This window comes from Zobellia laminariae (assembly GCF_030553095.1).
GTDB classification, from domain to species: Bacteria; Bacteroidota; Bacteroidia; order Flavobacteriales; family Flavobacteriaceae; genus Zobellia; species Zobellia laminariae.
This window is the reverse complement of record NZ_CP130738.1, coordinates 3,982,934-4,007,721: the sequence shown is the minus strand read 5'-3', so window position 1 is coordinate 4,007,721 and position 24,788 is coordinate 3,982,934. Positions and strand designations below refer to the sequence as shown.

The 24,788-nt window shown below is 35.6% G+C and carries 23 protein-coding genes, 1 tRNA gene and 3 pseudogenes; 11 read left to right on the top strand and 16 right to left on the bottom strand.

The annotated features are described in order from the left end of the window. The 10 genes and pseudogenes from Q5W13_RS19205 to Q5W13_RS19160 all read right to left on the bottom strand — a co-directional run bounded on the left by Q5W13_RS19205 (position 1) and on the right by Q5W13_RS19160 (position 8,198). Positions 1-1,458, bottom strand: a complete 1,458-nt coding sequence (locus tag Q5W13_RS19205; protein ID WP_304444114.1) for a cryptochrome/deoxyribodipyrimidine photo-lyase family protein — start codon at positions 1,456-1,458, stop codon at positions 1-3. Next, the gene (locus Q5W13_RS19200; RefSeq protein ID WP_304444113.1) at positions 1,455-2,573 is read right to left on the bottom strand and encodes an FAD-binding domain-containing protein; all 1,119 of its coding nucleotides are present in this window, start codon (positions 2,571-2,573) and stop codon (positions 1,455-1,457) included. Before Q5W13_RS19200 ends, Q5W13_RS19205 begins: the two co-directional genes overlap by 4 nt. Further along, positions 2,574-2,864, bottom strand: coding sequence for a TIGR03643 family protein (locus tag Q5W13_RS19195; protein WP_194535169.1), 291 nt, complete (start codon positions 2,862-2,864; stop codon positions 2,574-2,576). 7 nt (positions 2,865-2,871) lie between these two features. Beyond that, positions 2,872-3,275, bottom strand: a pseudogene (locus tag Q5W13_RS19190) (DUF2452 domain-containing protein). Between the two features lie 15 nt (positions 3,276-3,290). Continuing rightward, complete coding sequence (locus Q5W13_RS19185) at positions 3,291-3,455, bottom strand: Lacal_2735 family protein (RefSeq protein ID WP_155596231.1); 165 nt, start codon at positions 3,453-3,455, stop codon at positions 3,291-3,293. A 373-nt stretch (positions 3,456-3,828) separates the two neighbouring features. Further along, positions 3,829-3,913 (bottom strand) — tRNA-Ser (locus Q5W13_RS19180). A 117-nt stretch (positions 3,914-4,030) separates the two neighbouring features. Further along, the gene (locus Q5W13_RS19175; protein ID WP_304446551.1) at positions 4,031-4,237 is read right to left on the bottom strand and encodes a T9SS type A sorting domain-containing protein; all 207 of its coding nucleotides are present in this window, start codon (positions 4,235-4,237) and stop codon (positions 4,031-4,033) included. 355 nt (positions 4,238-4,592) lie between these two features. Then, on the bottom strand, positions 4,593-5,102 hold the full coding sequence (locus tag Q5W13_RS19170; RefSeq protein WP_304444112.1) for a hypothetical protein: 510 nt from the start codon (positions 5,100-5,102) through the stop codon (positions 4,593-4,595). A gap of 209 nt (positions 5,103-5,311) precedes the next feature. Continuing rightward, positions 5,312-7,159 (bottom strand): RICIN domain-containing protein, encoded by a 1,848-nt coding sequence (locus Q5W13_RS19165; protein WP_304444111.1) that lies wholly within the window; start codon positions 7,157-7,159, stop codon positions 5,312-5,314. A 55-nt stretch (positions 7,160-7,214) separates the two neighbouring features. Beyond that, a complete protein-coding gene (locus tag Q5W13_RS19160) occupies positions 7,215-8,198 on the bottom strand; it encodes a PQQ-dependent sugar dehydrogenase (RefSeq protein ID WP_304444110.1) in 984 nt (327 codons plus the stop codon). Between the two features lie 286 nt (positions 8,199-8,484). On the opposite strand from Q5W13_RS19160, the gene Q5W13_RS19155 reads away from it, so the two are divergent. The 7 genes and pseudogenes from Q5W13_RS19155 to Q5W13_RS19125 all read left to right on the top strand — a co-directional run bounded on the left by Q5W13_RS19155 (position 8,485) and on the right by Q5W13_RS19125 (position 14,192). After that, a complete protein-coding gene (locus Q5W13_RS19155) occupies positions 8,485-9,492 on the top strand; it encodes a glycosyltransferase family 2 protein (RefSeq protein ID WP_304444109.1) in 1,008 nt (335 codons plus the stop codon). A gap of 54 nt (positions 9,493-9,546) precedes the next feature. Beyond that, positions 9,547-10,062 carry a BatA domain-containing protein gene (locus Q5W13_RS19150; RefSeq protein WP_304444108.1) on the top strand — a complete coding sequence of 172 codons (516 nt, stop codon included), beginning with the start codon at positions 9,547-9,549 and terminating at the stop codon, positions 10,060-10,062. Positions 10,063-10,187: 125 nt separating this feature from the next. Next, entirely contained in the window at positions 10,188-11,528 is a 1,341-nt protein-coding gene (locus tag Q5W13_RS19145) for a hypothetical protein (protein ID WP_304444107.1), read from the top strand. After that, a pseudogene (locus Q5W13_RS19140) lies at positions 11,525-12,786 on the top strand (dihydroorotase). Before Q5W13_RS19145 ends, Q5W13_RS19140 begins: the two are co-directional and overlap by 4 nt. Positions 12,787-12,809: 23 nt before the next feature. Beyond that, positions 12,810-13,124 (top strand): magnetosome magnetite crystal formation protein family, encoded by a 315-nt coding sequence (locus Q5W13_RS19135; protein WP_155596193.1) that lies wholly within the window; start codon positions 12,810-12,812, stop codon positions 13,122-13,124. Between the two features lie 88 nt (positions 13,125-13,212). After that, positions 13,213-13,533, top strand: coding sequence for a magnetosome magnetite crystal formation protein family (locus tag Q5W13_RS19130; protein ID WP_214610911.1), 321 nt, complete (start codon positions 13,213-13,215; stop codon positions 13,531-13,533). Beyond that, positions 13,533-14,192, top strand: a complete 660-nt coding sequence (locus Q5W13_RS19125) for an alpha/beta hydrolase (protein ID WP_304444106.1) — start codon at positions 13,533-13,535, stop codon at positions 14,190-14,192. Before Q5W13_RS19130 ends, Q5W13_RS19125 begins: the two co-directional genes overlap by 1 nt. On the opposite strand, the gene Q5W13_RS19120 is transcribed toward Q5W13_RS19125, so the two are convergent. After that, entirely contained in the window at positions 14,193-14,687 is a 495-nt protein-coding gene (locus Q5W13_RS19120; RefSeq protein WP_304444105.1) for a hydrolase, read from the bottom strand. 21 nt (positions 14,688-14,708) lie between these two features. Then, positions 14,709-15,483, bottom strand: a pseudogene (locus tag Q5W13_RS19115) (MBL fold metallo-hydrolase). Between the two features lie 77 nt (positions 15,484-15,560). Between Q5W13_RS19115 and Q5W13_RS19110 the strand changes: the two are divergent. Continuing rightward, positions 15,561-17,024, top strand: a complete 1,464-nt coding sequence (locus Q5W13_RS19110; protein WP_155596188.1) for a TonB-dependent receptor — start codon at positions 15,561-15,563, stop codon at positions 17,022-17,024. Between the two features lie 68 nt (positions 17,025-17,092). Here Q5W13_RS19110 and bcp read toward each other — a convergent pair whose 3' ends face one another. After that, complete coding sequence (gene bcp / locus Q5W13_RS19105; protein ID WP_304444104.1) at positions 17,093-17,548, bottom strand: thioredoxin-dependent thiol peroxidase; 456 nt, start codon at positions 17,546-17,548, stop codon at positions 17,093-17,095. A gap of 50 nt (positions 17,549-17,598) precedes the next feature. Here bcp and Q5W13_RS19100 point away from each other — a divergent pair, with 50 nt between their 5' ends. Beyond that, on the top strand, positions 17,599-18,261 hold the full coding sequence (locus tag Q5W13_RS19100) for an endonuclease III domain-containing protein (protein ID WP_304444103.1): 663 nt from the start codon (positions 17,599-17,601) through the stop codon (positions 18,259-18,261). 231 nt (positions 18,262-18,492) lie between these two features. Here the strand turns inward: Q5W13_RS19100 and Q5W13_RS19095 are convergent, their stop codons facing one another. From Q5W13_RS19095 to Q5W13_RS19085, 3 genes are all read right to left on the bottom strand, one after another. Next, the gene (locus Q5W13_RS19095; RefSeq protein WP_155596186.1) at positions 18,493-19,074 is read right to left on the bottom strand and encodes an RNA polymerase sigma factor; all 582 of its coding nucleotides are present in this window, start codon (positions 19,072-19,074) and stop codon (positions 18,493-18,495) included. Between the two features lie 418 nt (positions 19,075-19,492). Next, entirely contained in the window at positions 19,493-19,636 is a 144-nt protein-coding gene (locus Q5W13_RS19090; RefSeq protein WP_162857243.1) for a hypothetical protein, read from the bottom strand. A gap of 74 nt (positions 19,637-19,710) precedes the next feature. Next, complete coding sequence (locus tag Q5W13_RS19085) at positions 19,711-20,292, bottom strand: sigma-70 family RNA polymerase sigma factor (protein WP_304444102.1); 582 nt, start codon at positions 20,290-20,292, stop codon at positions 19,711-19,713. A 245-nt stretch (positions 20,293-20,537) separates the two neighbouring features. Between Q5W13_RS19085 and uvrA the strand changes: the two genes are divergently transcribed. Then, positions 20,538-23,315 (top strand): excinuclease ABC subunit UvrA, encoded by a 2,778-nt coding sequence (gene uvrA / locus Q5W13_RS19080; RefSeq protein WP_304444101.1) that lies wholly within the window; start codon positions 20,538-20,540, stop codon positions 23,313-23,315. Between the two features lie 245 nt (positions 23,316-23,560). Continuing rightward, positions 23,561-24,757 (top strand): hypothetical protein, encoded by a 1,197-nt coding sequence (locus tag Q5W13_RS19075; RefSeq protein ID WP_304444100.1) that lies wholly within the window; start codon positions 23,561-23,563, stop codon positions 24,755-24,757. Positions 24,758-24,788: the final 31 nt, after the last annotated feature.

The window sequence follows — 24,788 nt, the reverse complement described above, 5'->3', positions numbered from 1 at the left end:
TTATTGTCTATTGATGTGGGTATTTAAAAGGCGATTCTTCTCTTGCTGCACTGCGGGATGTTCTTTATGACCCCAAATTTTATCTCTGGCCGTGCGAGCACTTTCTTGTAAATCTACAATAGGTAAAGGATAATCTTCTCCTATAATAACACCACAAAAAGTTTGTTCCATTGCTGTCATTTTCCAAGGCTCATGAATATGAACGATAGGTACATTAGCGAGTTCTGGAATCCACTTTTTAATGAATATACCCTGTGGGTCGTGTTCTTGCGAATTTTTAACCGGGTTGTATAAACGTACCGTATTAATACCCGTAGTACCTGCTTGCATTTGAAACTGCGGATAGTGAATACCAGGTTCATAATCTAAAAACTGTCTTGCCAAATGATAAGTGCCGTCCCGCCAATCTTGGTCTAGATTGAGCGTTAAAAATGAAACCACCATGGCACGCATTCTAAAATTTATCCATCCTGTATACTCAACAGCCCGCATACATGCATCAATTAACGGATAACCGGTTGTACCAGTTTTCCAAGCTTTAATAAAAGCTTCGTTCTTTTCATGTTTTAGTAACTCATATCCATTATTGATACAATGCGTCTCATAACGACATTCTACTTCAAATTTCTGTATGAAATGACAATGCCAATGCAAACGAGTTAGCATGGCAGAAAAAGCATCGCTGTTTTTTGTTCCGTTAGGGTGTGTACCTATAAACTGAAAAGCTTGCTTGACACTTAGGTTACCCCAAGCCAAATAAGGAGATAAACGGCTGCAGGCCGTTCTGCTCTCTGTTGGTTTTGAAATATGCTTTTTATAATTAAAACCTCTTTGAGCAGCAAATGATTTCAAATACCGCCAAGCATTGTATTCCCCTGCAGGTTGGTACTGTTTTGGGTATAGCTGTAAGTGGTATTCTAATTTTACAGGAATTAGAAAATGATGTGTAAATGGTTTTTCTTTTGAAACTGAAAACTTATTATGAATCACGGGCTCATGCATCTTAGCGTGCCATTGCCTACTCCAATCGTCTCTGTTTTTGATTCCTCTTAAAATACCATCTCGCTGGGATTCTTCCCAAAGAATACCATTTTTTTTACAAAACGATTTCACTTCCTTATCACGTTGCCAAGTAACCTGAGTGCCACTCTCACGAAAACTAAAAATACCTTTTACATCAAAACATTCTTGAAGATGCTTAAACACATCACTAGCTTCCCCATAGAATACATCTACGTTTCTATTAAAAGGTGCCAGTGTCTTGTTTAAAGCTACAATGGAATGATATATAAACTGCAAATGCCGTGGACTCGTATCTGGATACGCTATAAAGCTAGGCTCAAACAAATAAACAATGCGGTACGGAATACCAGCTTGCTCCGCTTTTAGCAAAGGCTCATGATCTTGCGAACGAATATCACGTTTTAACCAAACAATATGTATAGCCTGCTTTTTCAATAGGTAAGCTGCTTTTTACATTTTTTCCAGAAAGCAAAGAAAGATGGATAATACCCTTGCACATCAAACATCCATTCTCTTGGCTCTTCAAAACCTTCATAATGCTTATTTAAAGGGTGTTCTTTGTAATAGAGGCCCTTTACTTCATAATCAGAAATGATTTCATGAAACTCGCCTATATAAACCTGAATGTTCTTTATATTTTCGGCAGAAATAGTAAATATGAAATCTAGTGTTTTTTGGGAAACAGGATAGCTTCTAAAATGTGAAGGCTCTAATAGCAAAATTCTATTTGCAGTTGTATCTTTTTTCCATAAGGGATCTAGATTATAGAAATTATAGATACAAGTAGGCATGTCTTTATAAAAAGTAATCGTTTGCTTCTTTGGTAAGGGCGTTTGAAAAACTAGCTCTGGAGTCTCTTTCAAAACATTAGGAATCTCTAATTCACTAAAAGCCTCATAAGACACGTCTAAAAAGGTGTTCTTTTGTTGAGTAAAGCTGTATTTATTGATGTTCTCCTGATTGGCAACATACTTCTTATTTGCATTTGCCCCAGCAACCCATTGCCAGCTTAATGCATTACTAGCCCAATCTGCATCTAGTAGATGATAATACATCCATTGTGCAGGAACCTTCCAATGACTTTGGGCCACATTACACGCTATAGATGCAATATACATTCTTATGTGATTGTGTAAATAACCCTCTTCGTAAAATTTATCAATAGAATTATCAACAGCTTCAATACCCGTATCTGCTTCAACAATAGCTTTTGAAATTGAATGATTGGAAACTGGTGTTTGCTGATTTTTTAAATCCGAATTAATAGCATCTCCTTTAGCAATCCATACTTGTTGCCAGTAATCTCGCCAAGCCAATTCTTGAATGAATTTTTCAATTTTTGCAGGTTGATAGCCTCGCTTTAAAACTTCAGACAGAATAAATTTTGTTGAAATAATTCCCCTAGAAATATAAGGAGATAAATAGGTGACTGAACCATTTACATAGTTTCGTGTTTTGCCATACTTAACCGGATCAATATTACGAATACGCTGAAGAATTTCAGAATATGATGTTGGAAAAATAGAATCTTGGTCTTCAAACAATTCCATTTATCGCTTACTTATTTTATTACCTGAAATAGCTCTTTGACGCGAAGATTTAAAACGAGTAATATCCGAACTACGTTTCTTTAAATGCTTTTGGCTAACTCCACTATTAACGCGTTTGCGCCAACGCTTAAAACTAGATTCCTTGAGGTTGCCACGCATAACCTTAATAACTTCTTTTTCCGGTAAACCAAACTGAAACAGAATAGCTTCAAAAGGTGTTCTGTCCTCCCAAGCCATTTCTATTATACGGTCTAATTCTCTTTCTGTAAATTGTTTTGTTTCTGTTGTCATACTAAAACTAGATTTTTTCCCAGATTTGGTCCGCATTCAAATAAAAGCTTCCTAATGCATTAAATCTACATTCTTCTGGTGCTATTATGGAAAGAAAAGATTCACCGTTTTCCCTCTTGTATAAATGATATACTTTACCAATAATGGGTTCAAAATTAAATTTTGCATTATAAATGAGTTTGTTGAATTCAAACTCTTGCATCATTTTTTCATATTCCGCTTTTAACTCAAGATATCTTGCTTCAATCTTATGATTTACTTTACTTATACTTCTGTTTTTCCATAAGCAATTGTATCTGTAATCGTAATTACCGGAGCTCCAACAGAGGTTGCATAAGGCTTGAGAGCCGCATCGTATTTTTTAGTTTCCGGATTAAAAACTACATTATCAGGTTTTTTATCTTCTACCATTGGTGTAAAAATGTATTAGCTCAACTTTTCTAATTGCTTCATTACTTCTTCCGCTTCATAGATTTTTTGATCACTCATTTTCCTGTTGGTAGTAGACAAGCTATGAGCTTCTTTTAAAAGATTCTCATATTGACCTTGAAGTTTAACTTTCTCTGATTTCTTTTTAAATAATCCAAACATATTTATTTCAACTTTATAAGTTCTTAAAAATAGAATCTAAGAACCATGATATAAAGATACAAAATGTTTAACTATTTTTAAATTAAGTTAAACAAAATTTAATTATATGTTGAATTGTAAATTTCGCTATCTAATGAATCTTAAAAGATAGTTTTAATATATAAAGCCCTTGAGGTATAATTATGCTGATAAGAGTGAGTGTTTAGCAATCATGAAATAAGCAGCTTGCACATTAGCTCCTATCATCTCTATCTAAAATCAAAGCGATTTCTTAATAATAAGATTTCAAAGATATCTGTAAAACCGAGTAGAATAAAAAAACCCTGTAAATCAATGATTTACAGGGTTAGTATGCCTTTTACAGGACTTTCTGCGGAGAAAGAGGGATTCGAACCCCCGGAGGTGTGACCCTCAACAGTTTTCAAGACTGCCGCATTCGACCACTCTGCCATTTCTCCTGAGTGCCTCATCAGGTATTCCCTGAATGCGGGTGCAAATATAGTAACCTTTTTCAATTCCGCAAGGGTCTTTTTGTTTTTTATTTTTGATACAATAGTATTGCTAGTAATTAGCCATTATCTAACCATAAACTTACGCGACTGCGTCCAATTTGCCCCATTTACTTGTAAAATATAAACACCACTTCTCAAATCATCTGTACTCAACTGCTCAAAAGACTGTTTACTTCCCATAGTTTTAGACCATGACCGGACCAAACTACCATCTAAGCTGTAGATGCTTAATTTAATATTTTCTTCCTCTTCACTATCAGCTAATAAAATATCGGCCGTCAGCGTTTGAGATCTATCTATTGGATTAGGGAAAAGCAGGATATTGTTCCTGGGTTTTTAAAATTTATCTCTACCTCATTAGAATACATCTTTTCACCATTGGCTGTAACAGCTGCAATCCTATAGATCGATTTTCCGATTATCGGATGATAATCAGAATCACTATATTCATTCTTTCCTGCTAGTCTTGAACCATAGGTTGATCGGTAACCATACTGAAATCATCCCCGTTCACCGATTTTTCTACAACGAAAGATTCAATTTCTGTATCGTTCGTAACGGTCCAATCAATATTAACAACATGTGATTTTTTATCTGCCGAAACTATATCAAAATAAAAATTACCTTAGAGACCACTCAACTTCAAAGCTTCAGTATTTGCGCTTTCTTCAAGAGTTTTCCCCTTAAGAAGACCTGCCCTACTAAAAACCATATAATGTACCTCTTCAGTAGTATGATTCGTTTCAGAATCACCACACTTCTCCTCTTCAACAAATATGGAGACATTGCTCTCCGTCAGTTCTTTATATCGTATTGTGGCGGCATCACCCCCATATTCTGACCCAAGCCCACCTATGAATACAGCCTTATCATCATAATCTTGATCAAAATGAATAGTATGCCAATTATGATCAACCTTACGCCCGGTCTTTGTTAACTCAAAAGCAAAATTTTCATCAGAAAATATACCCGGTTCTACTGCCAACCAACTTATTATTTCTGAGGAATGCCCTCCTACTGAGCTATCCTGTTCCTTTAATTTCATACGAAGTTGCGATGTGTTCGAGTAACGTTCATCAAAGAATACAGTTACAGCCTCTACCTCGTTTTCTGTTACACATTGACCAAATACCAATGGTTTCTCTTCAAAGGAGCGATTAAATTGTTGTGTATACCACTGGTGGTCTCTGCCCTCTACATTTCCTGCTTGTAATAATTTGCCATTGGCAAGCTCATGTACACCTGCTTCTACAACGATGTAAGGGACTGTTTCTGTTACATGACTTTCATCCCAACACTCCCATTCATCAATACGTACTTTAAAACTAGATTTGGAAACATCTTTTACCCGTACTGTTGCTTATGGTTGGCTCCTTCATAAGTAGGTCCACCCGCTATAACTACTGGATTCTTGTATGTTCTATTTAAACTTACGCTAGTCCAGTTATGATTTGCGTTTATAGTCCCTGTTTCTCCTATATCAAATAAACCTAATCCATTGCTTACAGGCTTTAATTTCCATTGTTGGTTCTCAGAATTACTTTGTGACCAAGTTACTGACGGACTATTATTTTCTGTAATTCCATTTAGAATCTGAAGTGCGAGGCCATTATAGGCGCTCACGATGCGTAATTTCTCACCATCTAAATCTTTAAAATACCATAGTTGATGTTGACCACCATTCCAAACTTCTTGAACCACGTTTGACCCACGTTCAGATTTTAAATCGCGGAGAGACAATACCATATCAGAATGCATTGCTTTAATGCGATATTTGTTCCCTCCCATTTCTTCCACAAACCATTTGGCATTATCACCAGAATCTGAAATACTATTTATTGCTCTTGCATTAGTTAAAAGCGATGCATTCTCAATAGCTAAGTACTTATTTAAGTCTCCCATTTGAAAAGTATACCAACCATCTTCTACAGTCTTGGGGCCGTTAACATCTAGTCCGTCTATCCATCCAATCAGCGTCTGTAGGTAATCTTCATCCAACATATTACGCCCTATTGGAGGCATGCGATTATCTGAGACACTAGCGTCCCTAACATAAAGGGCTGAGTTTAAAATATCATTTGGTTTTACAATCTTATCCCCTTTAACAGAAGCGTGACTCTCTACATCTGCATTAATTATAGATTGATCATAAAGCGCTGTCATAGCTCGACCATCAAATACGCCTTCTACCCCATTAGGTCTATGGCAGTATGCACAGTTGGCATCCATATACGAGCGAACCTTCATTTCATCACTAGTATTTTCGGAATTAATATGTGCAGATGCTGGTAACTTTGTATGAGAAGGTATATCATCTGTAAACATATTTAGATGGCTCCATGTTTCCAACTGGTTACCTGTTATTCCTGTTGACGGATAAGTAAAATCTTTGTTGAGTTGCCGTGTTTTTAACCCCAGAGAATATCCTGAGACACTGTTATGACATTGCATACACTGATCACGCGTAGGAAAATCCCAAGTTTGCTCAACTACCGACCCGTCTTTTTTCTTTACGTCATAGTTCTGCGAAACAGACTCATCAAACCCTATAAGAAAAGCATCCGTTTGTGCTTCGTTCCATTTATAAGTAACTGCGTAAGCATCGTTATCATCCGTAAAAATTAAAAAACGAGTTTCTAATTTTAGAACTTTTAAGGCATCATTGTCATCCACCGGAAGGTTAAATTGCTTTATAACTACAGTACCTGTGGGAAATGACCAATTCTCTTCAGTTTGAAAACCAATTTGTTCTGCTAAAGTGTTATGCACTCCATCATTAGGCAGAGCAATCCATCTTCGTTTTTCCGCCCCATCTGACCATAAAGGAGAATTAACGTCATATGGAACAATACCATTAATGGTTTCCAGAGATTGTAAATTAGTAAACACATTCAAGTCTGAGAGCTTTGAAGGGGGATCGGGCACGGCAACCGTCCTTACCACTTTTTGAATAACACCACCATCTTGTGCCGTACCAAACAAATCCAAAATATACATATGACCATTAGAATCCGTAAAAAATGATGAAATACCATCTTTATTACCTTCCCCGCTCACAGGAACATTCAAAAGGTAATCCACATTACCCGTATTTTCACCTGTCTTAGAAAGGGTCCAAACAGTTTGTGTCTCATGATCACCAAATACATATTTTCCGTTCAATTCTGGATAACGATTGCCTCTATATACCACCCCACCAATAATAGCCCTTCCCGTAGTTCTATCATAAGCATGAATAGGAGGCCTTTCATTGCCGATAAGTTGACCTTATGATAACAGCAGGCCCGTTTTGATCGCCCTCACGATAAGGCCATTGCAAGTTGTCACCCTTTCTAACTAAGCTAATCTCTTCCTTAGCACCTTGCCCAACATCTCCAACCCAAATATCACCAGTTGGTGTATCAAAGCTAATCCTATGAGGGCTTCGAGTACCAATAGCATAAAATTCCTCTAGGTTTGAACCACTAGTATCTACCCAAGGATTGTCGTTAGGAATATAATAACCCTGTGTAAAAGAATCAGGCCATCCGTTAGGTGGGATGCCTGCATTAAGTGGTTGTCTTCGTATGGGATGACTGATTTTACCTCCTCTTTTATCAAGATCAATGCGTAAAATTCCACCAAACAGGAATTTATTAATTTGTTGGGTTACGTTATAACTGTCATTGGCATCTCCCTCATCACCAATTCCTAGATACAAAAATCCATCTTTTGGACCGAAAAACATATCACCTCCATTATGATAGTCGCTCCGATCAAAAATATTAATCAGAATCTCTTCACTAGTGGGGTTAATAGCACTTGCCCCATTTGGAAGGTTAAATCTAGAAAGGCGCATGTATCCATTAACCGTTGCCCCAGTTCTATCTGTATCCTGAACAGGAGTGTATCTATAAAAGATATATATGTACTCGGCGTTAGGAGAGCCTCTGCGGCCGTATTCAGGGTGTAATACCATACCCAACATACCACCATCTGTATTAGTTACAACATTATCAGAAATATCAAGGAGCAACTGTTTAGAAACAGTTTCTGCATCATTTACAATTTTCCATATATGACCCTGCAGGCCCAGAACCAAAAATTCATTACCCCCGGGAAGTTCTTCCATGTCCACAGGGTCTACAAAAGTTAGATTAGGAAAAGCATTTTCTACACTGTAATTGGCATTCACATCTTCTGTTCCCGTAGGAGTTGAAGATGGGAAAACCCCGTTAAGATAGGCGCCCATTGGCTTGGCATTTTCAAGCCCTGGGCCATAAAGAAATGGTATAAAGGAAAAGGTCAAAAAGACCGTAATTATAAGGCATATTATGCCAGTCTTTTTACGATAATTCAATTTCATAGTGTTCTAATTCCTATTATTTAAATTAATCTTAAAATCGATGAAAGGGTAAAAACGAACGCCTAAAAACAAATTATATCGATGAACGACACCCTACAAACGAGCAATGATACAACATAAATTTATCTTCTCTTTCTATATAAGCGACATCATTTTTGCTAAATTGCCACCCATGCAACAGCCCCTTGTTAGTATTCTTATTCCTTTTAAAAACACGGAAGCCTTTCTAAATCAATGTCTTGATTCTATTCTAGAACAAAAATATGAAAACTGGGAAGTTCTTGCAGTTAATGACGAAAGTTCTGACGGCAGCCGTAATTTGGTGAATTCATATGCCAAAAATGACTCGCGCATACAACTATTTGATAATGAAGGTAGCGGCATTATAGAAGCCTTGCGAACTGCTTACAAACAAAGCCAAGGCCAATTCATTACTCGTATGGATTCTGATGATATTATGACGGAAGAAAAACTGAAAATCATGGTAGAGTCACTTTTAGCCAATGGAAAAGGTCATTTAGCAGTTGGACAAGTTCGTTATTTTTCTCACCGTGGCATTAGCAACGGTTACCAGCGCTATGAACAATGGTTAAATCAACTTACAGAGACTGGAAACAACTATTCAGAAATCTACAAAGAGTGTGTCATCCCCTCCCCTTGTTGGATGGTTTTTCGAGAAGATTTAGATTGCTGTGGTGCTTTCGTCCCAAACCTATATCCCGAAGATTACGACCTTGCTTTTCGTTTTTATGAAAACGGACTTAAATGTATTCCCTGTTCCAAACTCCTGCATTTGTGGCGCGATTATGATGCTAGAACTTCTAGAACCAGTGAGCATTATGCTCAAAACTATTTTCTAGATATTAAACTTCGTTATTTCCTAAAACTTAATTATAATCCCAACAGGCCTTTAACTGTATGGGGGGCAGGTGCCAAAGGAAAAGAAATCGTAAGAGCATTACAAGAACAAAATATAGATTTTTATTGGGTTTGCGACAATCCTAAAAAAATTGGCAAACATATTTATGACAAAGAAATGCATCATTTTAGTAAACTCAAAGAACTACCAAACGCCCAGAGTATTATTAGCGTCGCCAATGCAGATGCACAAATTCATATTAGAAAGTTCTTCTTGGGTATCAATCAAAAACCAATGGAAGACTATTTCTTTTTCTGCTAAAAACTGATTATCAGTACTTATATCTTTTTTTATTGAGTAGGTTAAAATATCTTTTTGCCTACCGTAGCAATAAAGGACGAAATGTCTATCTTTGATAATTCAACACAGGAAATGCAGTTTAAATATCCAGAACTCTTTTGGGCCCTTTTTCTTCTCCTGATTCCCATTTTTATTCATTTATTCCAATTACGTCGTTTTAAGAAAACTCCATTTACGAACGTCAAGTTTTTAAAGAAGGTAGTTTCAGAATCGAGACAGAGCAATACGCTAAAAAAATGGTTGTTACTATTTACACGAATGTTATTGCTTGCCGCTTTTATATTTGCTTTTGCCCAACCCTTTTTTGCAGAAAAATCAGCCTTAAAACAAAAGGGAACGGTTATCTATTTAGATGACTCATTTAGCATGCAATTAAAAGAAGAAGGCACTACCCTCTTGGAAAATGCAGTACAGGAACTAATAAAAAAACTACCTAAGGAAGAACGTTTTTCACTCTTTACAAATACAAAAACGTTTAGAAATACTACAATACAAGACATTCAAAATGAGCTTCTTGCCTTAAATCCTTAAGCAACAGACAGTTAAAGCTGAATGAGATTTATCTAAAAGGGAAAACACTTTTCTCCGCAGATAATGCCACTAACAAAAACCTAATTATCCTATCTGATTTTCAGCAACTGATGGCCAGCTCTCAAATGGATAGTTTACAAAATATAAGCTCGCATTGGGTTGCACTACGTGGAGGCGAAGTGAAAAATGTAGCTATAGATTCCGCTTATATTGAATCTGAAACTTCAGAGAACCTGAACCTTCTAGTTAATCTTTCTGGTTCTGGCGATATAGAAAATATCCCTGTTTCTCTATTCAACGGAGAGAAACTTATAGCCAAAACATCGGCTTCGTTTAATGATTCAAAAAATGGAACGGCAAGTTTTTCGATTCCTAAAAATGAAGCTTTTGACGGAAAAATAGAAATAACGGACTCCGGTCTTACTTATGACAATCTACTATATTTTTCTATTGGCAAAAAGGAGAAAATAAAAGTGCTTGCTATAGGAGATGATCAAAACAGATTTCTAGGTCGAATTTTTACCAAAGATGAGTTTGTTTTTACGACAACCGAGTTAAGAAGCTTGAACTACAGCAATCTTGTCAATCAGCATTTGATTATTCTAAACAATTTACAACAGATTCCTAGCTCATTAACAACCAGTTTAAAGGCCTTTTCAGATAATGGCGGACACTTGATAATTATTCCTGCTGCTGATATCGATTTAAATTCATATAATTTACTGACTAGTAACTACGCCTCTACCACCTTTTTGCAAAAGGTACGAGATGAGCGTGAGATAACGAATATCTCGTTTTCACATCCACTATATCAGAACGTGTTTGAAAAAAATGTAACCAATTTTCAATACCCAAAAACTTCCGAGTTTTACAAAATAAAAACAGGGGCTCCAACGGTATTGGCATTTCAAGGTAACGAACCGTTTTTGGTGGGCGGCAAGTCTTTCTTTTTATTTACGACTTCATTATCTATTCAAAATTCAAACTTTATCAACTCGCCTCTAGTAGTACCTACTTTTTACAACATGGCTGTCGGAAGTTTAAAATTGGCTCCTTTGTATTCCGTCTTGGGACAACCGGTTTCAATAGATGTACCCACTTCCCTAGCTCAAGACGATATCCTTAAGTTGAAGAAGGAGGATTATGAGTTTATTCCTCAGCAACAGTCCTTAAGTAATAAAGTTTCGCTCTCTTTTAATGAAAGTTTACAGGAAGATGGTAGCTATGCGGTACTACAAAATGAAAAACCAATAAAGAACATCAGCTTTAATTATAATAGAAAAGAAAGCAATCTTTCGTATTTGAATGTCACCGAACAAAAAATGGCATCTACATCAACCTCTATCTCATCTTTGTTCGAAAGCATTGAAAAAGACAACAGCGTAACGGAGCTTTGGAAATGGTTTGTTATTTTAGCATTGGCGTTGCTGTTTATTGAAGTACTTATTCAAAAATATCTTAAATGAACATTCTCTTAAAATCGGCAAAAATAATAGATACGAATAACGAAGCACTTCATTTGAAGACTCGCGATATTCATATTAAAAATGGCATTATTGTTAAAATTGCTGCCAAAATAGAGCCTGAAAGTAAAACTCAGGTCGTAAAACACAAAAATCTACACGTATCTATTGGTTGGTTTGACAGTAGTGTTTCTTTTGGTGAACCATAAGGTTACGAAGAGCGGGAAACAATTGAAAACGGATTACAAACTGCAGCATTAAGTGGTTTTACAGATGTAATTCTAAACCCGAGCACGCACCCTTGTCCTGATAGTAGTTCAGATATTGTATATCTTAAAAGCGCTGCCGCAGGGTTAGCAACTAACCTATACCCTCTTGGCAATTTAACCATGAAAGCAGATGGTATTGATTTAGCCGAGCTATACGACATGAAAAATGCTGGAGCTGTTGGTTATTATGACTATAAACTTCCTATGACCAATGCCAACCTTTTGAAAGTTGCTTTGCAATATGTACAGAATTTTGACGGACTGGTTTATTCTTTTCCGTTGGATACGAAAATTGCAGGAAAAGGTATTGTCAATGAAGGTGAAGTTTCAACTAAACTAGGGCTAAAAGGAATCCCTACTTTGGCAGAAGAACTCCAGATAGCAAGAGACCTTTTTATATTAGAATATACTGGGGGAAACTACATATACCCACCATTTCTACAGCCAACTCTGTAAAGCTGATTGCAGACGCCAAGAAAAAAGGACTGAATGTAAGCTGTAGTGTAGCCATTCATAATTTGATTTATACCGATTCCGTTTTAGAGGAATTTGATAGCATATATAAGGTAATGCCGCCCTTACGCTCCCAAAAAGATAACAAGGCTCTTTTAAAAGGATTGAAAGATGGTACCATAGATTTTGTGACTAGCAACCATACACCAATGAATATTGAGGAGAAAAGAGTAGAATTTGACAATGCCTCTAACGGGACCATTGGCCTAGAATCTGCTTTTGGCAGTCTGAACCAACTTTTAGATATAGAAACGGTAATAACACTTCTTTCTAAAGGACGAGAACGATACGGACTAAAATCACCCGAAATAAAGGAAGGTGAAGCAGCTTGTTTAACACTTTTTAATCCTGATGAAACTTATATTTTTACTGATGAGCATATTAAATCTACCTCAAAAAACAGTATGTTTATAGGTGCTGAATTAAGAGGTAAAGTGCACAGTAGTATCAATAACAACCAGCATACCATAAACAGATAAAAAAATTATCATAAACCAACCACATGAACCAAAACACAATTGAGGAAGGAAAAACCTTGGCTATTGTTAGCTATATTACGCTATTAGGCACGCTTGTAGCTTACTTTATGAACAGAGGAAAAGGTAATGAATTTGTTAAATTCCATATTGGGCAAGCGCTTAGAGCATGGATCACAGGTCTTATTGTTACATTTCTAGCAAAAGTATTAATTATGTTTACCGGCATAGGCTTATTAAGTTACTTTCAATATGCTGGACTAGTTCTAGCAATAATAGGGGGCTTGAACGCAATGAATGGCAAAGTGGAGAAGATTCCGCTAGTTGGAGATATTGGATAGAATTCATTTATAAAAAATATTGAAAAAGAGACCCGAACACGGTCTCTTTTTTTTGTGCAAGACTATAGCTTACATTAACTTTGGCAACATGGACACAGTAAAGGAAGGAAAAACAACGGCCTTAGTAGCATATTTCACTATAGTTGGTTCGCTTATTGCCATGAGCATGAACTCTGATAGCAAAAATGAATTCGCCCGTTTTCATATTCGGCAGGCATTTGGCTTGCATATATTTTTTATAGGATTTGCTATATTTTTGAGCCAATGGTTTAATGAATATGCGTGGTACGGTTTATACATTGCTTATATTGTGTTGTGGGGATATGGGTTTATTGGCGCTATAAAGGACGAAAAGCAGTCCGTTCCCCTAGTTGGTGATTTCTTTCAAAAATGGCTTAAATTTATCTAATGACAACAGCTCCCCTATCTCTAGAACATCTTATTAGACCATCTTCTATTAAAGAAGGTAAGGCTCCCGTTCTTTTTATGTTTCACGGTTATGGAAGTAATGAAGAAGATTTATTTTCTTTTGCTCCCGAACTACCTGAAGAACTTTGTATAATTTCTGTTCGCGCGCCATACCCTATGGAACCTTATGGAAATGCATGGTATGCCATTAATTTTGATGCGCAACAAGGCAAATGGAGTGATGATGAGCAAGCAAAGACCTCAAGAGATAAGATTGTTGCTTTTATTGATGAAGCCTGCTCTACCTACGCCCTAGATGCTAACCGCGTTACTATTTTAGGTTTTAGCCAAGGAACAATACTCAGTTATGCCGTAGCGCTTTCATATCCTGAAAAAATTAAGAATGTAATTGCTTTAAGCGGTTATATAAATGAAGCTATTCTAAAGGAAGGTTATGAAAATAATGACTTTTCTAACTTAAAAATATATGCTTCTCACGGCCAAGTAGACCAAGTGATTCCTCCAGAATGGGCACAACGTGCTACCAAATTTCTCGAGAATTTGAAAATTGAGCATGTATACGAAGAATTCCCCGTAGGTCACGGCGTTGCTCCACAAAATTTCTATTCGTTTAAAAAGTGGTTAGAAGATAAAATCTAATTATTCACTTCGGGTATAAAGTAAATGATCACGCAACGTAAAGTCTACGCCTAAATCATCTTTAAGATCATATTTAATAATAAGTTCTCCCCAGTATTTGCCATCAGAAAAGTCGGTTAAAATCCATTTGTGATTCAAAATCTTTATTTTATTGATTTTAAAATCGCCTTCCATGCCTTCATAGGGCACTAAAGGATTGTCTCCCTTGCTTTCATTGGTCTCAAGCAACTTATCCGCAATATATCTAGATGGATCTCTCAAATCCAAATGATCATAATAAGCCATAGCATCATCATTATTTTCCAATGAAAAGTATTGCATTTCCAATACCTTTAATTGTGTATTTAAAACAGAATCTTGCAACTGCTCTACTTGCGTTTCTAATTTAGCTATACGCTCATCTTTAGAATTTGCCATCTTTCCGTTACTAACAAAAAGATAGAGACATATAAGTGACACAAAAATCAATAGGTAAAGAACTATTCTACTTTTCATAAATGAATACGGTTTGTTATTTTAAACTGATATGGTTAAATTATCGTATGCCAAGTGTACATTTTTTGGCAAGTTTTCTTCAACTTCGGCATGAAACCCTAACATATGGCTGATATGGGTAAGATAAGCCTTTTCAGGTTTTACTTCTTCGATAAAATCTAAAGCTTCCTTTAAATTAAAATGAGAATGATGTGGTTCTAATCTAAGCGCATTAATAACAAGAACCTTTGAGTTTCTAACTTTTTCGATTTCTTCTTTTGAAATGGTTTTCACATCCGTTAAATAGGTAAAATCTTTGATTCTAAAGCCGAGAACATTAATCTGATTGTGATTCGCTTCTATAGGAATTACTTTTAAACCTCCTATAGTAAATGGGTGGTCCTTATCAATTAAGTTAACTGCTACCGCAGGTGCGCCAGTAACGGTTTTCATCAGCAAAAATATAATCAAAACGTCTTTTAAGGGATTCAGCTACACGTTTATGTGCATATACAGGAACATCGCCCTGCCTAAAGAAGTAAGGTCTAATATCATCTAAACCAGCTGTATGATCAGAATGTTCATGTGTAAAAAGAATGCCATCTAGTTTCATGACTTCATTTGTGAGCATCTGTTGCCTAAAATCCGGGCCACAATCAATTGCATAATTAAAATCCTTCCATGAAACCAAAGCAGAAGTTCTAAGTCTTTTATCCTTTGGGTCATTACTACAACAAACTGGGTGATTGCTGCCTATTACTGGGATTCCTTGAGAAGTGCCCGTACCTAAAAATGTTATTTTTAACGCATCGCTCATCTAGAGTCAAATTTATAACTAAATAATTTAATAGATAACCCGAACTTGTTAACTTTGTTAAAAGCAAAATCAACCAAATGGCTTCAGTTTTAAAACGAGATACTGTATTTGAGAATATCCCTTCTATCAAAGCTAAAACTTTGAGGATCAACCTAAACCCTGACATTTACGGAACATTTTCCGAAATTGGAGCTGGTCAAGAGACGGCACGACATTTCTTTCGCTCAGGAGGTGCCTCAGGTACTATAGCCAAAGCGATGAGCGCTTATGACAAAGATTTTAGCGATGCCATTTACGGTATTGAAAATGATGGGCGTTACGTAACACAATCTAGACTAAAAAAGATGCTTTCTCATGAGATGACACTCATGGAAGAGCGTATTAGTAGAGAAACTCACCCAGAAAGACTTTTCTTTTCGTACGCCAATACGGTTGCGACAATAGATTTTTCAAAGAGATTTAAAGGCCACGGTTGGGTAGGTATTCGTTTTCAACTAGATCCTAATCAGAAAGAACTAGATGAGATTATACTTCATATTCGTTTTAAACAAAACGAAGCCCGTTTGCAACAAGAAACCTTAGGTATTCTTGGTGTTAACTTAATTTATGGAGCATTTTACAAGTACCACAAGCCAAGAAAAATGTTAAAGTACCTTTACGATCATATTGATAAGGATACTGTAGAGATTGACATGGTGAACTTTTCTGGGCCTAACTTTAAAGATGTAGATAATAGGTTAATGAGCCTTCAGCTAATCCGTAATGATATGACCGATGCGGTTATGTTTGGACCTGACGGTAATAATTTTCTGCCTGCCTCTGCTTTGTACAAAAAGAATATTTTGGCTTTAAGAGGTAGTTTTAGACCGGTTACAAAGGTAAATATGGATATGTTCCATAAATCGTACGATATTTTCGTTCGGGATCCAGCAGTAGACCAAGAGAATACTATGGTTATTTTTGAAATAACCCTTTCTAACTTAAAAGCTTCTGGAGAAATAGATGAACAAGATTTTATGGATCGTGCAGAATTGCTTTGTGCTCTTGGCCATAATGTAATGATATCTAAGTTTCAGGAATATTTTAAACTAGTAGAATACTTTAATAGATATACCAAAGCTAAACTTGGCCTTACCATGGGAGTCAATAATTTGGTTGACATCTTTGATGAAAAGTATTACAGACACCTATCTGGAGGTATTTTGGAAGCCTTTGGTAAGTTGTTCTTTAAAGAACTACAGGTTTATCTTTATCCTATGAAAAATGCGGAAACCGGTCAGATTATGACCAGTAACAACATTAAGGTTCATCCAAGGATGAAAGAACTTTATAAGTTCTTTAAGTACAATGGAAAAGTAATGGACATCATAGATTACGACCCTGAGATTATGCACATATTTTCAAGAGATGTACTTAAGAAACTCATTAATAATGAAGAAGGATGGGAAGAAATGCTTCCTGAAGGTATACCAGAGATAATTAAGAGTGAAAGCCTGTTTACCAGAAAGTTACTAAAATCAAAAAGTGATGAAATAAAGTAAAAAAACAAAAGGGGCTCAGGCCCCTTTTATTTATTAAATTACTTTCTCTTAATTCTACTTTAATACATTTAATCATCAAGCAACTGCGCTGCGTGATCCTTGGTTTTTACCTTGTCAATAACCTTTGTAACAACTCCATCTCCATCAACAACAAAAGTTTTTCTGTGAATACCATCGTATTCGCGACCCATAAATTTTTTCAGTCCCCAGACACCAAAAGTGTTGATTACCGTATGATCTTCATCTGCCAATAACGGAAAAGGGAAATTGTTCTTGTTCTTAAAATTACTTTGTCTCTTTTCAGAATCTGCACTTACACCCAGTAATTCATATCCTTGTGCCTGTAGTTCTTCATAGTTATCCCGTAAATTACATGCTTCTGCAGTACAACCTGGAGTGCTAGCTTTGGGATAAAAAAAGACAATTAACTTCTTGCCTTTAAAATCAGATAATTTAATTGTATTACCATCTTGGTCTTTCGCTGAAAAATCGGGTACTTTGTCTCCTACTTGTAATGTATTCATAGCACTTTTTTATTATGTGTTTCTATTTTCAATGCTAAAATTAGACAAAAATGACAAAAGCGGAAAAGGTTGATTTCACTATTAAGACCTTAAAAGGTATTTATCCAACCATACCAGTGCCTTTGGAGCATAAAGACCCCTATACTTTATTAATTGCTGTTTTACTATCTGCTCAAAGTACAGATGTAAGAGTAAATAAAATTACACCTTTATTGTTTAAAAGGGCTGACAATCCTTATGACATGATAAAATTATCAATAGAAGAAATTCGTGATATCATTAGACCAGTTGGACTTTCTCCAATGAAAGCTAAAGGGATTTATGGGTTATCTAAAATGTTGGTAGAAAAATATGATGGTATAGTTCCTCAGGAATTAGAACTTTTGGAAGAATTTCCTGCGGTAGGACACAAAACTGCCAGCGTAGTGGTTTCCCAAGCTTTTGGAATTCCTGCTTTTCCTGTAGACACCCATATTCACAGATTAATGTATAGATGGGGTTTTACTAATGGAAAAAATGTAGTACAAACAGAAAAAGATGCCAAGCGTCTATTCCCAAAAGAGATTTGGAATGACTTGCATCTTCAGATAATTTGGTACGGCAGAGAATATTCGCCTGCCAGAGGATGGGATTTGGATAACGATATTATTACCAAAACCATTGGTAGAAAAACAGTAATCGACAATTATTACAAAACAAAAAAGACCCGTTAAATCAGGTCTTTTTTGTTTAGTTCAAGCTATTTTCAAACTGAAGACTCTTGTATTCAACTACATGAAATTGCTTAGAAAAACTAAGCAAAAAGTTGATAGTTTCTTTTGTTGCTTGTATAGCTGCACCTCTTTCAAGGTTCTCAGAGTAAATTTTTTCCATAGTAGTAATATAGTTATACAATGGATAACGCAACTAGAATGGATATATTGTTACAAGATATTAGCGATCTATTAATTCGTTAATACAATGTTATGCTTATCTATAATTTTTCTTAGGTTGATTAATGCGTAGCGCATTCTCCCCAAGGCAGTGTTTATGCTCACTCCTGTGTTTTCAGAGATTTCTTTAAAGCTCATATCTTTGTAGATACGCATTACCAAAACTTCTTTTTGATCATCTGGTAATTCTTCAATTAAGTGCTTTAAATCTGAAGTAATCTGATCCTTTATAATTTGCTTTTCTGCATTTAACTTATCATCTCCAATTACAGAGAAAATATTGAAATCATCACTACCTTCAAACATTGGCATTCTTTTGTTCTTTCTGAAGTGATCAATAATCAAGTTATGTGCAATTCTCATTACCCAAGGTAAAAATTTACCTTCTTCACTATATGAACCTTTTTTCAAAGTTTTGATTACTTTAATAAAAGTGTCTTGGAAAATATCTTCTGTAACATCTCTATCTAGAACCTTTGAGTAAATAAAACTAGATATTCTTTGGTTATGACGCTTGATTAAAACTTCAAGTGCTTTTTCATCTCCGCTGATATAATCTCTTACTAATACTGAATCTTCGATTTGTGAGCTCATGGTGTAGGGTTTTTAGTTTTTTTGGATTTGAGACTTTCTAATGAAAGGCTACCGTTATTTAGTTATTTTCGAGTATTACTTTTATCCTTTGGCGGATGACCTTGTTGTTATTTCTGATGTAAAACTAGATAATAGAGGGCTCTAGAAAAAAACATTGTTGTAAAACCGCTAGTTTTTGATGTGAAATGCCACTTTTCTATTTTTCTGTAAAATAAAATGGAATGAAGTGCGTTAGCCACACAAAATCAGCCTTCTGTAGAATATTGATGAAGTGAACCTTTTATCCGGCTGTTTATTCTAAATAAGAGATAACATATAGTATGTACTATAAAGACAGTAATTAAGCTTGGTTATTTCCTACAAAAAAGCCCTAGCAATTTTCATCACTAGGGCTGTATATATTTTGAAGAACTAGTGTCTAGTTCAAATTTGATTCAAATTGAAGGCCATTGGCTTCTGTTATTTCTAATGCCTTTGAATAATCCAATAGAAACTTAACTGTTGAAGGGCTTGCTTTAGCCGATCTATGCTTATCCGATTCTGTAGCGTAAATTTTTCCCATATCTATTTTAGTATTGTTACAGCATTATAACGCCACAAACATAAATATAATGAAACCGCCCGACCTAACGCATATTAATTCGTTAAAACAATATTGTGTTGTTCAATAATCTTTCTAAGGTTAATTAAAGCGTAACGCATTCTTCCCAAGGCAGTATTTATACTTACTCCGGTATTTTCCGAAATCTCCTTGAAACTCATATCCTTATATATACGCATAATTAAAACCTCTCTTTGATCTACTGGTAATTCAGCAACAAGTACTTCTAAATCACAATCTATCTGGTCTTTTATTAGTTGGCGCTCTGCATTAAGCTTATCGTCGCCAATCAAAGAAAAGATATCAAAACTATCTGCTCCTTCAAACATGGGCATACGACTAGTTTTTCTAAAATGGTCTATTATAAGGTTATGGGCTATGCGCATTACCCAAGGTAAAAATTTACCTTCTTCATTATATGCACCACGCCGTAATGTTTTGATTACCTTAATAAAGGTATCTTGAAAAATGTCTTCGGTAATATCTCGGTTATTCACTTTGGAATAAATAAAACTACTAAGCCGCTGGTTGTGCTTTGCAATTAGGAATTCCAGTGCCTTTTCGTCACCAGAAACGTAATTTTTAATAAGAAGGGAATCTTCCGTCAATATATCCATAACAATTACTTTAATAGTTAAAACGAGACACCTCCCCTGTGGAAAGGTCTTGTAGATAATGTTTTAATCTTTCTAAAAGTAATTTTCTGCTATAGGCGTATTAACATTTTGTTAGGCCCCAAATATAGATAAAATTAAATGACTTTGGAAAATTTCTATCGTCATACACACATTTTTTAATGCTAACCATACAATTCTAGCTATTGAAATCTTCATATTGTATCTTTGCAAATCTATACAAGAACATGACGGAAATAGTAGATGTAAACCCAAAACACAACATAATAATCAAAGGTGCAAAACTGCACAACCTTAAGAATATTGATGTTGTCATACCCCGAAATAAACTAGTTGTTATTACCGGCCTTTCTGGTTCAGGTAAGTCCAGTTTAGCTTTTGACACCTTATATGCAGAAGGTCAAAGACGCTATGTAGAAAGTCTTTCTTCTTATGCCAGACAGTTTTTAGGCAAACTAGATAAGCCAAAGGTGGACTATATAAAAGGTATAGCTCCTGCCATTGCCATTGAACAAAAGGTGAATTCTACAAACCCAAGGTCTACCGTTGGTACTACCACAGAAATTTATGATTACCTAAAATTATTGTTCGCACGTATTGGTCGTACCATATCTCCCGTTTCCGGACGAGAGGTAAAAAAGGATACGGTAACAGATGTGGTAGAACATGTAAAGAAGTATGAAGAGGGTACTAAACTTCTGTTACTGGCTCCAATTGTTATAGAGAAGGATAGAGATTCATTAAAATCTCTTCAACTACTTTCTAAACAAGGTTATGCTAGAATAAAGTATAATGGCGAAGTACTACGGATAGACAATGCACCTGAAGATATTGGTAAGAGTTTTGACCTTATCATTGATAGGATTGTAGTTAAGGACGATGAAGATTTTTATAATCGTTTGGCCAACGCCATTGATACCGCTTTTTTTGAAGGCAAAGGAGAATGTGCTATTGAAGAGCTAGCTACAAAGGTTGTTACTCCTTTTAGTAACAAGTTTGAGTTAGACGGAATGTCGTTCTTAGAACCAAATGTTCATTTATTCAGTTTCAACAATCCGTATGGCGCTTGTCCTAAATGTGAAGGTTATGGAGATGTTATAGGAATAGATAAAGACCTTGTAATCCCTAATACGGCATTATCAGTTTATGAAAATGCTATTTTCCCTTGGCGCGGCGAGAGTATGGGTTGGTATAGAGACCAACTAGTAAATTCTGCCTACAAGTATGATTTTCCCATTCATAAACCATGGTTTGAACTATCAGAAGAACAAAAACAGTTGGTCTGGGATGGAAATGACCACTTTATTGGTTTAAATAAGTTCTTTGGGCAGTTAGAAGAAAAGAGTTACAAAATACAAAATAGAGTTATGCTTTCGCGCTACCGCGGAAAAACCAAATGTAATGTTTGCCAAGGAAAGCGATTACGGAAAGAAACCGATTACATTATAGTAGGCGGAAAAAACATTTCTGATTTAGTTGAATTACCTATCAAAAAATTGATTCCATTTTTTGAAGAACTGGTTTTAGATAAATACGATACAAAAATTGCATCACGGTTATTAAAGGAAATAATTACTAGATTAGGTTTTCTCTATAAGGTTGGATTAAGTTATTTAACGATAAACAGAAAATCTAATACACTTTCAGGTGGAGAAAGTCAGCGTATTAACTTGGCAACCTCATTAGGAAGTAGCCTTGTGGGAAGTATGTATATTTTGGATGAACCCAGTATAGGACTACACCCAAAAGATACAGAGAACTTAATTGATGTTTTAAAATCTTTACGAGACCTTGGTAACACCGTTATTGTTGTTGAGCATGATGAAGATATCATGAAAGCGGCAGACGAAGTTATTGATATTGGTCCTGAAGCTGGTACGCATGGTGGTGAAGTAGTTGCCCATGGAACGCTAGATGAAATATTAAAGTCTACGTCACTAACTGCGAGCTACCTAAATGGAACAGAAGAAATAACTATACCCAGCAAAAGAAGAACTTCTACAGATTACATTACAATAAGAGGTGCTCGTGAAAATAATCTAAAAAATATAGATGTAACCTTTCCACTCAACATGCTTACGGTAATAACTGGGGTATCAGGAAGTGGTAAAAGTACTTTGGTAAAAAAACTTTTATATCCTATTATACTTAAAGAGGTTGGCGGGTACGGAGAGAAAGCTGGACAGTTTACAAAGGTAGAGGGGAAATACAAGAATATAAAACATGTTGAGTTTGTAGACCAAAATCCTATTGGACGGTCTTCTCGCTCAAATCCTGTAACCTATATAAAGGCATATGATGATATCAGGAATCTTTTCGCTTCACAAAAGCTAAGTAAAATAAGAGCTTACCAAGCCAAACACTTTTCTTTTAATGTAGATGGAGGAAGATGTGAAAAATGTAAAGGGGAAGGTGAGATTACGGTAGAAATGCAGTTTATGGCCGATGTTCACTTGGAATGTGATACCTGCGGAGGCAAACGTTTTAAGAAGGAAGTGTTAGAGGTAAAATTTGAGGATGCAAGTATTGATGATGTCCTAAATATGACTATTGATGACGCTATCGCATTTTTTGATTTACATAAGCAAACAAAAATTGTTAATAAACTGAAACCTTTACAGGATGTTGGCTTGGGTTATGTAACCTTAGGACAGTCCTCTTCTACTTTATCCGGTGGAGAAGCTCAACGAATTAAACTAGCATCCTTTTTAGTTAAGGGTACAACTAAAGATAAGGCACTCTTTATTTTTGATGAACCTACAACCGGTTTGCATTTTCATGATATAAAGAAACTTCTAAAATCTTTTGATGCTTTAATTTCCAAAGGACATTCCGTTATAGTAATAGAGCACAATATAGAATTGATTAAATGTGCAGACTATATTATTGACCTTGGTCCTGAAGGTGGCGAAGGAGGAGGAAAGCTTTTAGCAGAAGGCACTCCAGAAGAAATCATAAAGAGTAAAACCTCTTTTACGGCCAAATACTTAAAAGAGAAGTTATAGCAGGAAATAGAAGATTAAGTATTACCCTAAAAGACCATATTTCCTTAAAAAGAAGTATGGTCTTTAGTTTTTCTACCAATAGCAATGCATATTTGAGCACATATTCTTTTGTTGAAACAATCAAATAAAAATTTATAAGTGTCTGAATTTCAATTATATAAATATAGTTCAGGTTTTTTGGCACGCTGTTTGTTTATTACTACTCGAATGTGAATATTTTCATTCAAGAATTAAAACCTTATATCATGAAAAACTTAGTACTCCTTTTTTCGGCCCTTATTTTTAGCACCTCAGGTGTTATGGCCACAAGTACAGTAGAAGATAAGGTTGCTGAACGCAATGCTTATACAAACAACGACTCATTTATTTTTGTCGAGAATGGCATAACGTTTTCGGTATATCCAGATGGTGAATTCGATTTTTATATAGACAACCGTGTAACCGGTCGTCGTAATGGAGTAACCTTTAATTCAGGTTACGATTATAGCCCATACGCGCAATATGATGATTATGGTGCTGTAGTTCAAGTAGAGAACGTAGCTATTTATTATGACTATTATGGTCGTGTTACCCAAGTAGGTGATGTAGATATTAGTTATAACAACAATCGTGTACGTAGTGTTGGTGGAATGTCTGTCTACTATAACCGTAGAGGTTTTTACGATTATCATACAGGTTACATAAATGTTTATAATAGACATTATGTCTACAGACCTTTTCATGCATTTTTTGCAAGACCTATAATTGGTTTCAGTTTAGTATTTAATAAGCCTTATAGAAGACACTATAGCCCTATTCGTTATACCTACTACAACCCTTACAGACATAACACAAGACGCGCATATGCTAAAATAGGATACACGCACCGTTATAATAAAGTAAGAAGTAATAGATCTAGAATCTATAGAAATGATAATAGAGTTGCCGTTCGTAGTAATAACTCTAGAAACAACAGATCAGTTTCAAAAAGGAATTATAACACTACAAGAACAAATAGAGCTACTGCTTCTACTCGAAATAATTCGGTAAGAAGAACAGCCTCTACTAGTAGTGCCACACGTTCAGGTAATTCTAATGGAAAAATTACAAACAGAAATTCAACAGTAAGATCAAGAGCAACTACCCCATCTAGAAATAGATCGGTTACGCAACGATCAACAACGGTAAGAAAACCTACGAGTAATACGGTAACAAAAAGAACAGCAACACGTTCGCCACGTAATACATCGGTAACCAGAAGAAGTAACAGCACTTATAAAAGTCCACAAACTAAAAATAGGACTGTAAGCAGAAGCGTAAGACAAACACCTACGCAAAGCAGAAGTAGTGTTAGCACAAGAAGTTCTAGAAGCACAGTAAGCAAAGCTCCATCTAGAAGCAGAAGTAACAGTACTACTACATCTTCAAGAGCAACTTCATCAAGAAGTGCTAGAAGATATTAAAAATAGTTTTTAGGTTGGTTGTTACCCCCGC

Bases quoted from the DNA above. Each gene is read 5' to 3' on its own strand.
- Q5W13_RS19125 (WP_304444106.1), top strand. From the start codon at position 13,533: ATGACAACAGCTCCCCTATCTCTAGAACATCTTATTAGACCATCTTCT.
- bcp (WP_304444104.1), bottom strand. From the start codon at position 17,548: ATGAATACATTACAAGTAGGAGACAAAGTACCCGATTTTTCAGCGAAA.
- Q5W13_RS19120 (WP_304444105.1), bottom strand. From the start codon at position 14,687: ATGAAAAGTAGAATAGTTCTTTACCTATTGATTTTTGTGTCACTTATA.
- Q5W13_RS19200 (WP_304444113.1), bottom strand. From the start codon at position 2,573: ATGGAATTGTTTGAAGACCAAGATTCTATTTTTCCAACATCATATTCT.
- Q5W13_RS19160 (WP_304444110.1), bottom strand. From the start codon at position 8,198: ATGGGCGCCTATCTTAACGGGGTTTTCCCATCTTCAACTCCTACGGGA.
- Q5W13_RS19195 (WP_194535169.1), bottom strand. From the start codon at position 2,864: ATGACAACAGAAACAAAACAATTTACAGAAAGAGAATTAGACCGTATA.
- uvrA (WP_304444101.1), top strand. From the start codon at position 20,538: ATGACGGAAATAGTAGATGTAAACCCAAAACACAACATAATAATCAAA.
- Q5W13_RS19145 (WP_304444107.1), top strand. From the start codon at position 10,188: ATGGATAGTTTACAAAATATAAGCTCGCATTGGGTTGCACTACGTGGA.
- Q5W13_RS19095 (WP_155596186.1), bottom strand. From the start codon at position 19,074: ATGAGCTCACAAATCGAAGATTCAGTATTAGTAAGAGATTATATCAGC.
- Q5W13_RS19075 (WP_304444100.1), top strand. From the start codon at position 23,561: ATGAAAAACTTAGTACTCCTTTTTTCGGCCCTTATTTTTAGCACCTCA.
- Q5W13_RS19110 (WP_155596188.1), top strand. From the start codon at position 15,561: ATGGCTTCAGTTTTAAAACGAGATACTGTATTTGAGAATATCCCTTCT.
- Q5W13_RS19155 (WP_304444109.1), top strand. From the start codon at position 8,485: ATGCAACAGCCCCTTGTTAGTATTCTTATTCCTTTTAAAAACACGGAA.
- Q5W13_RS19085 (WP_304444102.1), bottom strand. From the start codon at position 20,292: ATGGATATATTGACGGAAGATTCCCTTCTTATTAAAAATTACGTTTCT.
- Q5W13_RS19090 (WP_162857243.1), bottom strand. From the start codon at position 19,636: ATGGGAAAAATTTACGCTACAGAATCGGATAAGCATAGATCGGCTAAA.
- Q5W13_RS19100 (WP_304444103.1), top strand. From the start codon at position 17,599: ATGACAAAAGCGGAAAAGGTTGATTTCACTATTAAGACCTTAAAAGGT.
- Q5W13_RS19135 (WP_155596193.1), top strand. From the start codon at position 12,810: ATGAACCAAAACACAATTGAGGAAGGAAAAACCTTGGCTATTGTTAGC.
- Q5W13_RS19185 (WP_155596231.1), bottom strand. From the start codon at position 3,455: ATGTTTGGATTATTTAAAAAGAAATCAGAGAAAGTTAAACTTCAAGGT.
- Q5W13_RS19130 (WP_214610911.1), top strand. From the start codon at position 13,213: ATGGACACAGTAAAGGAAGGAAAAACAACGGCCTTAGTAGCATATTTC.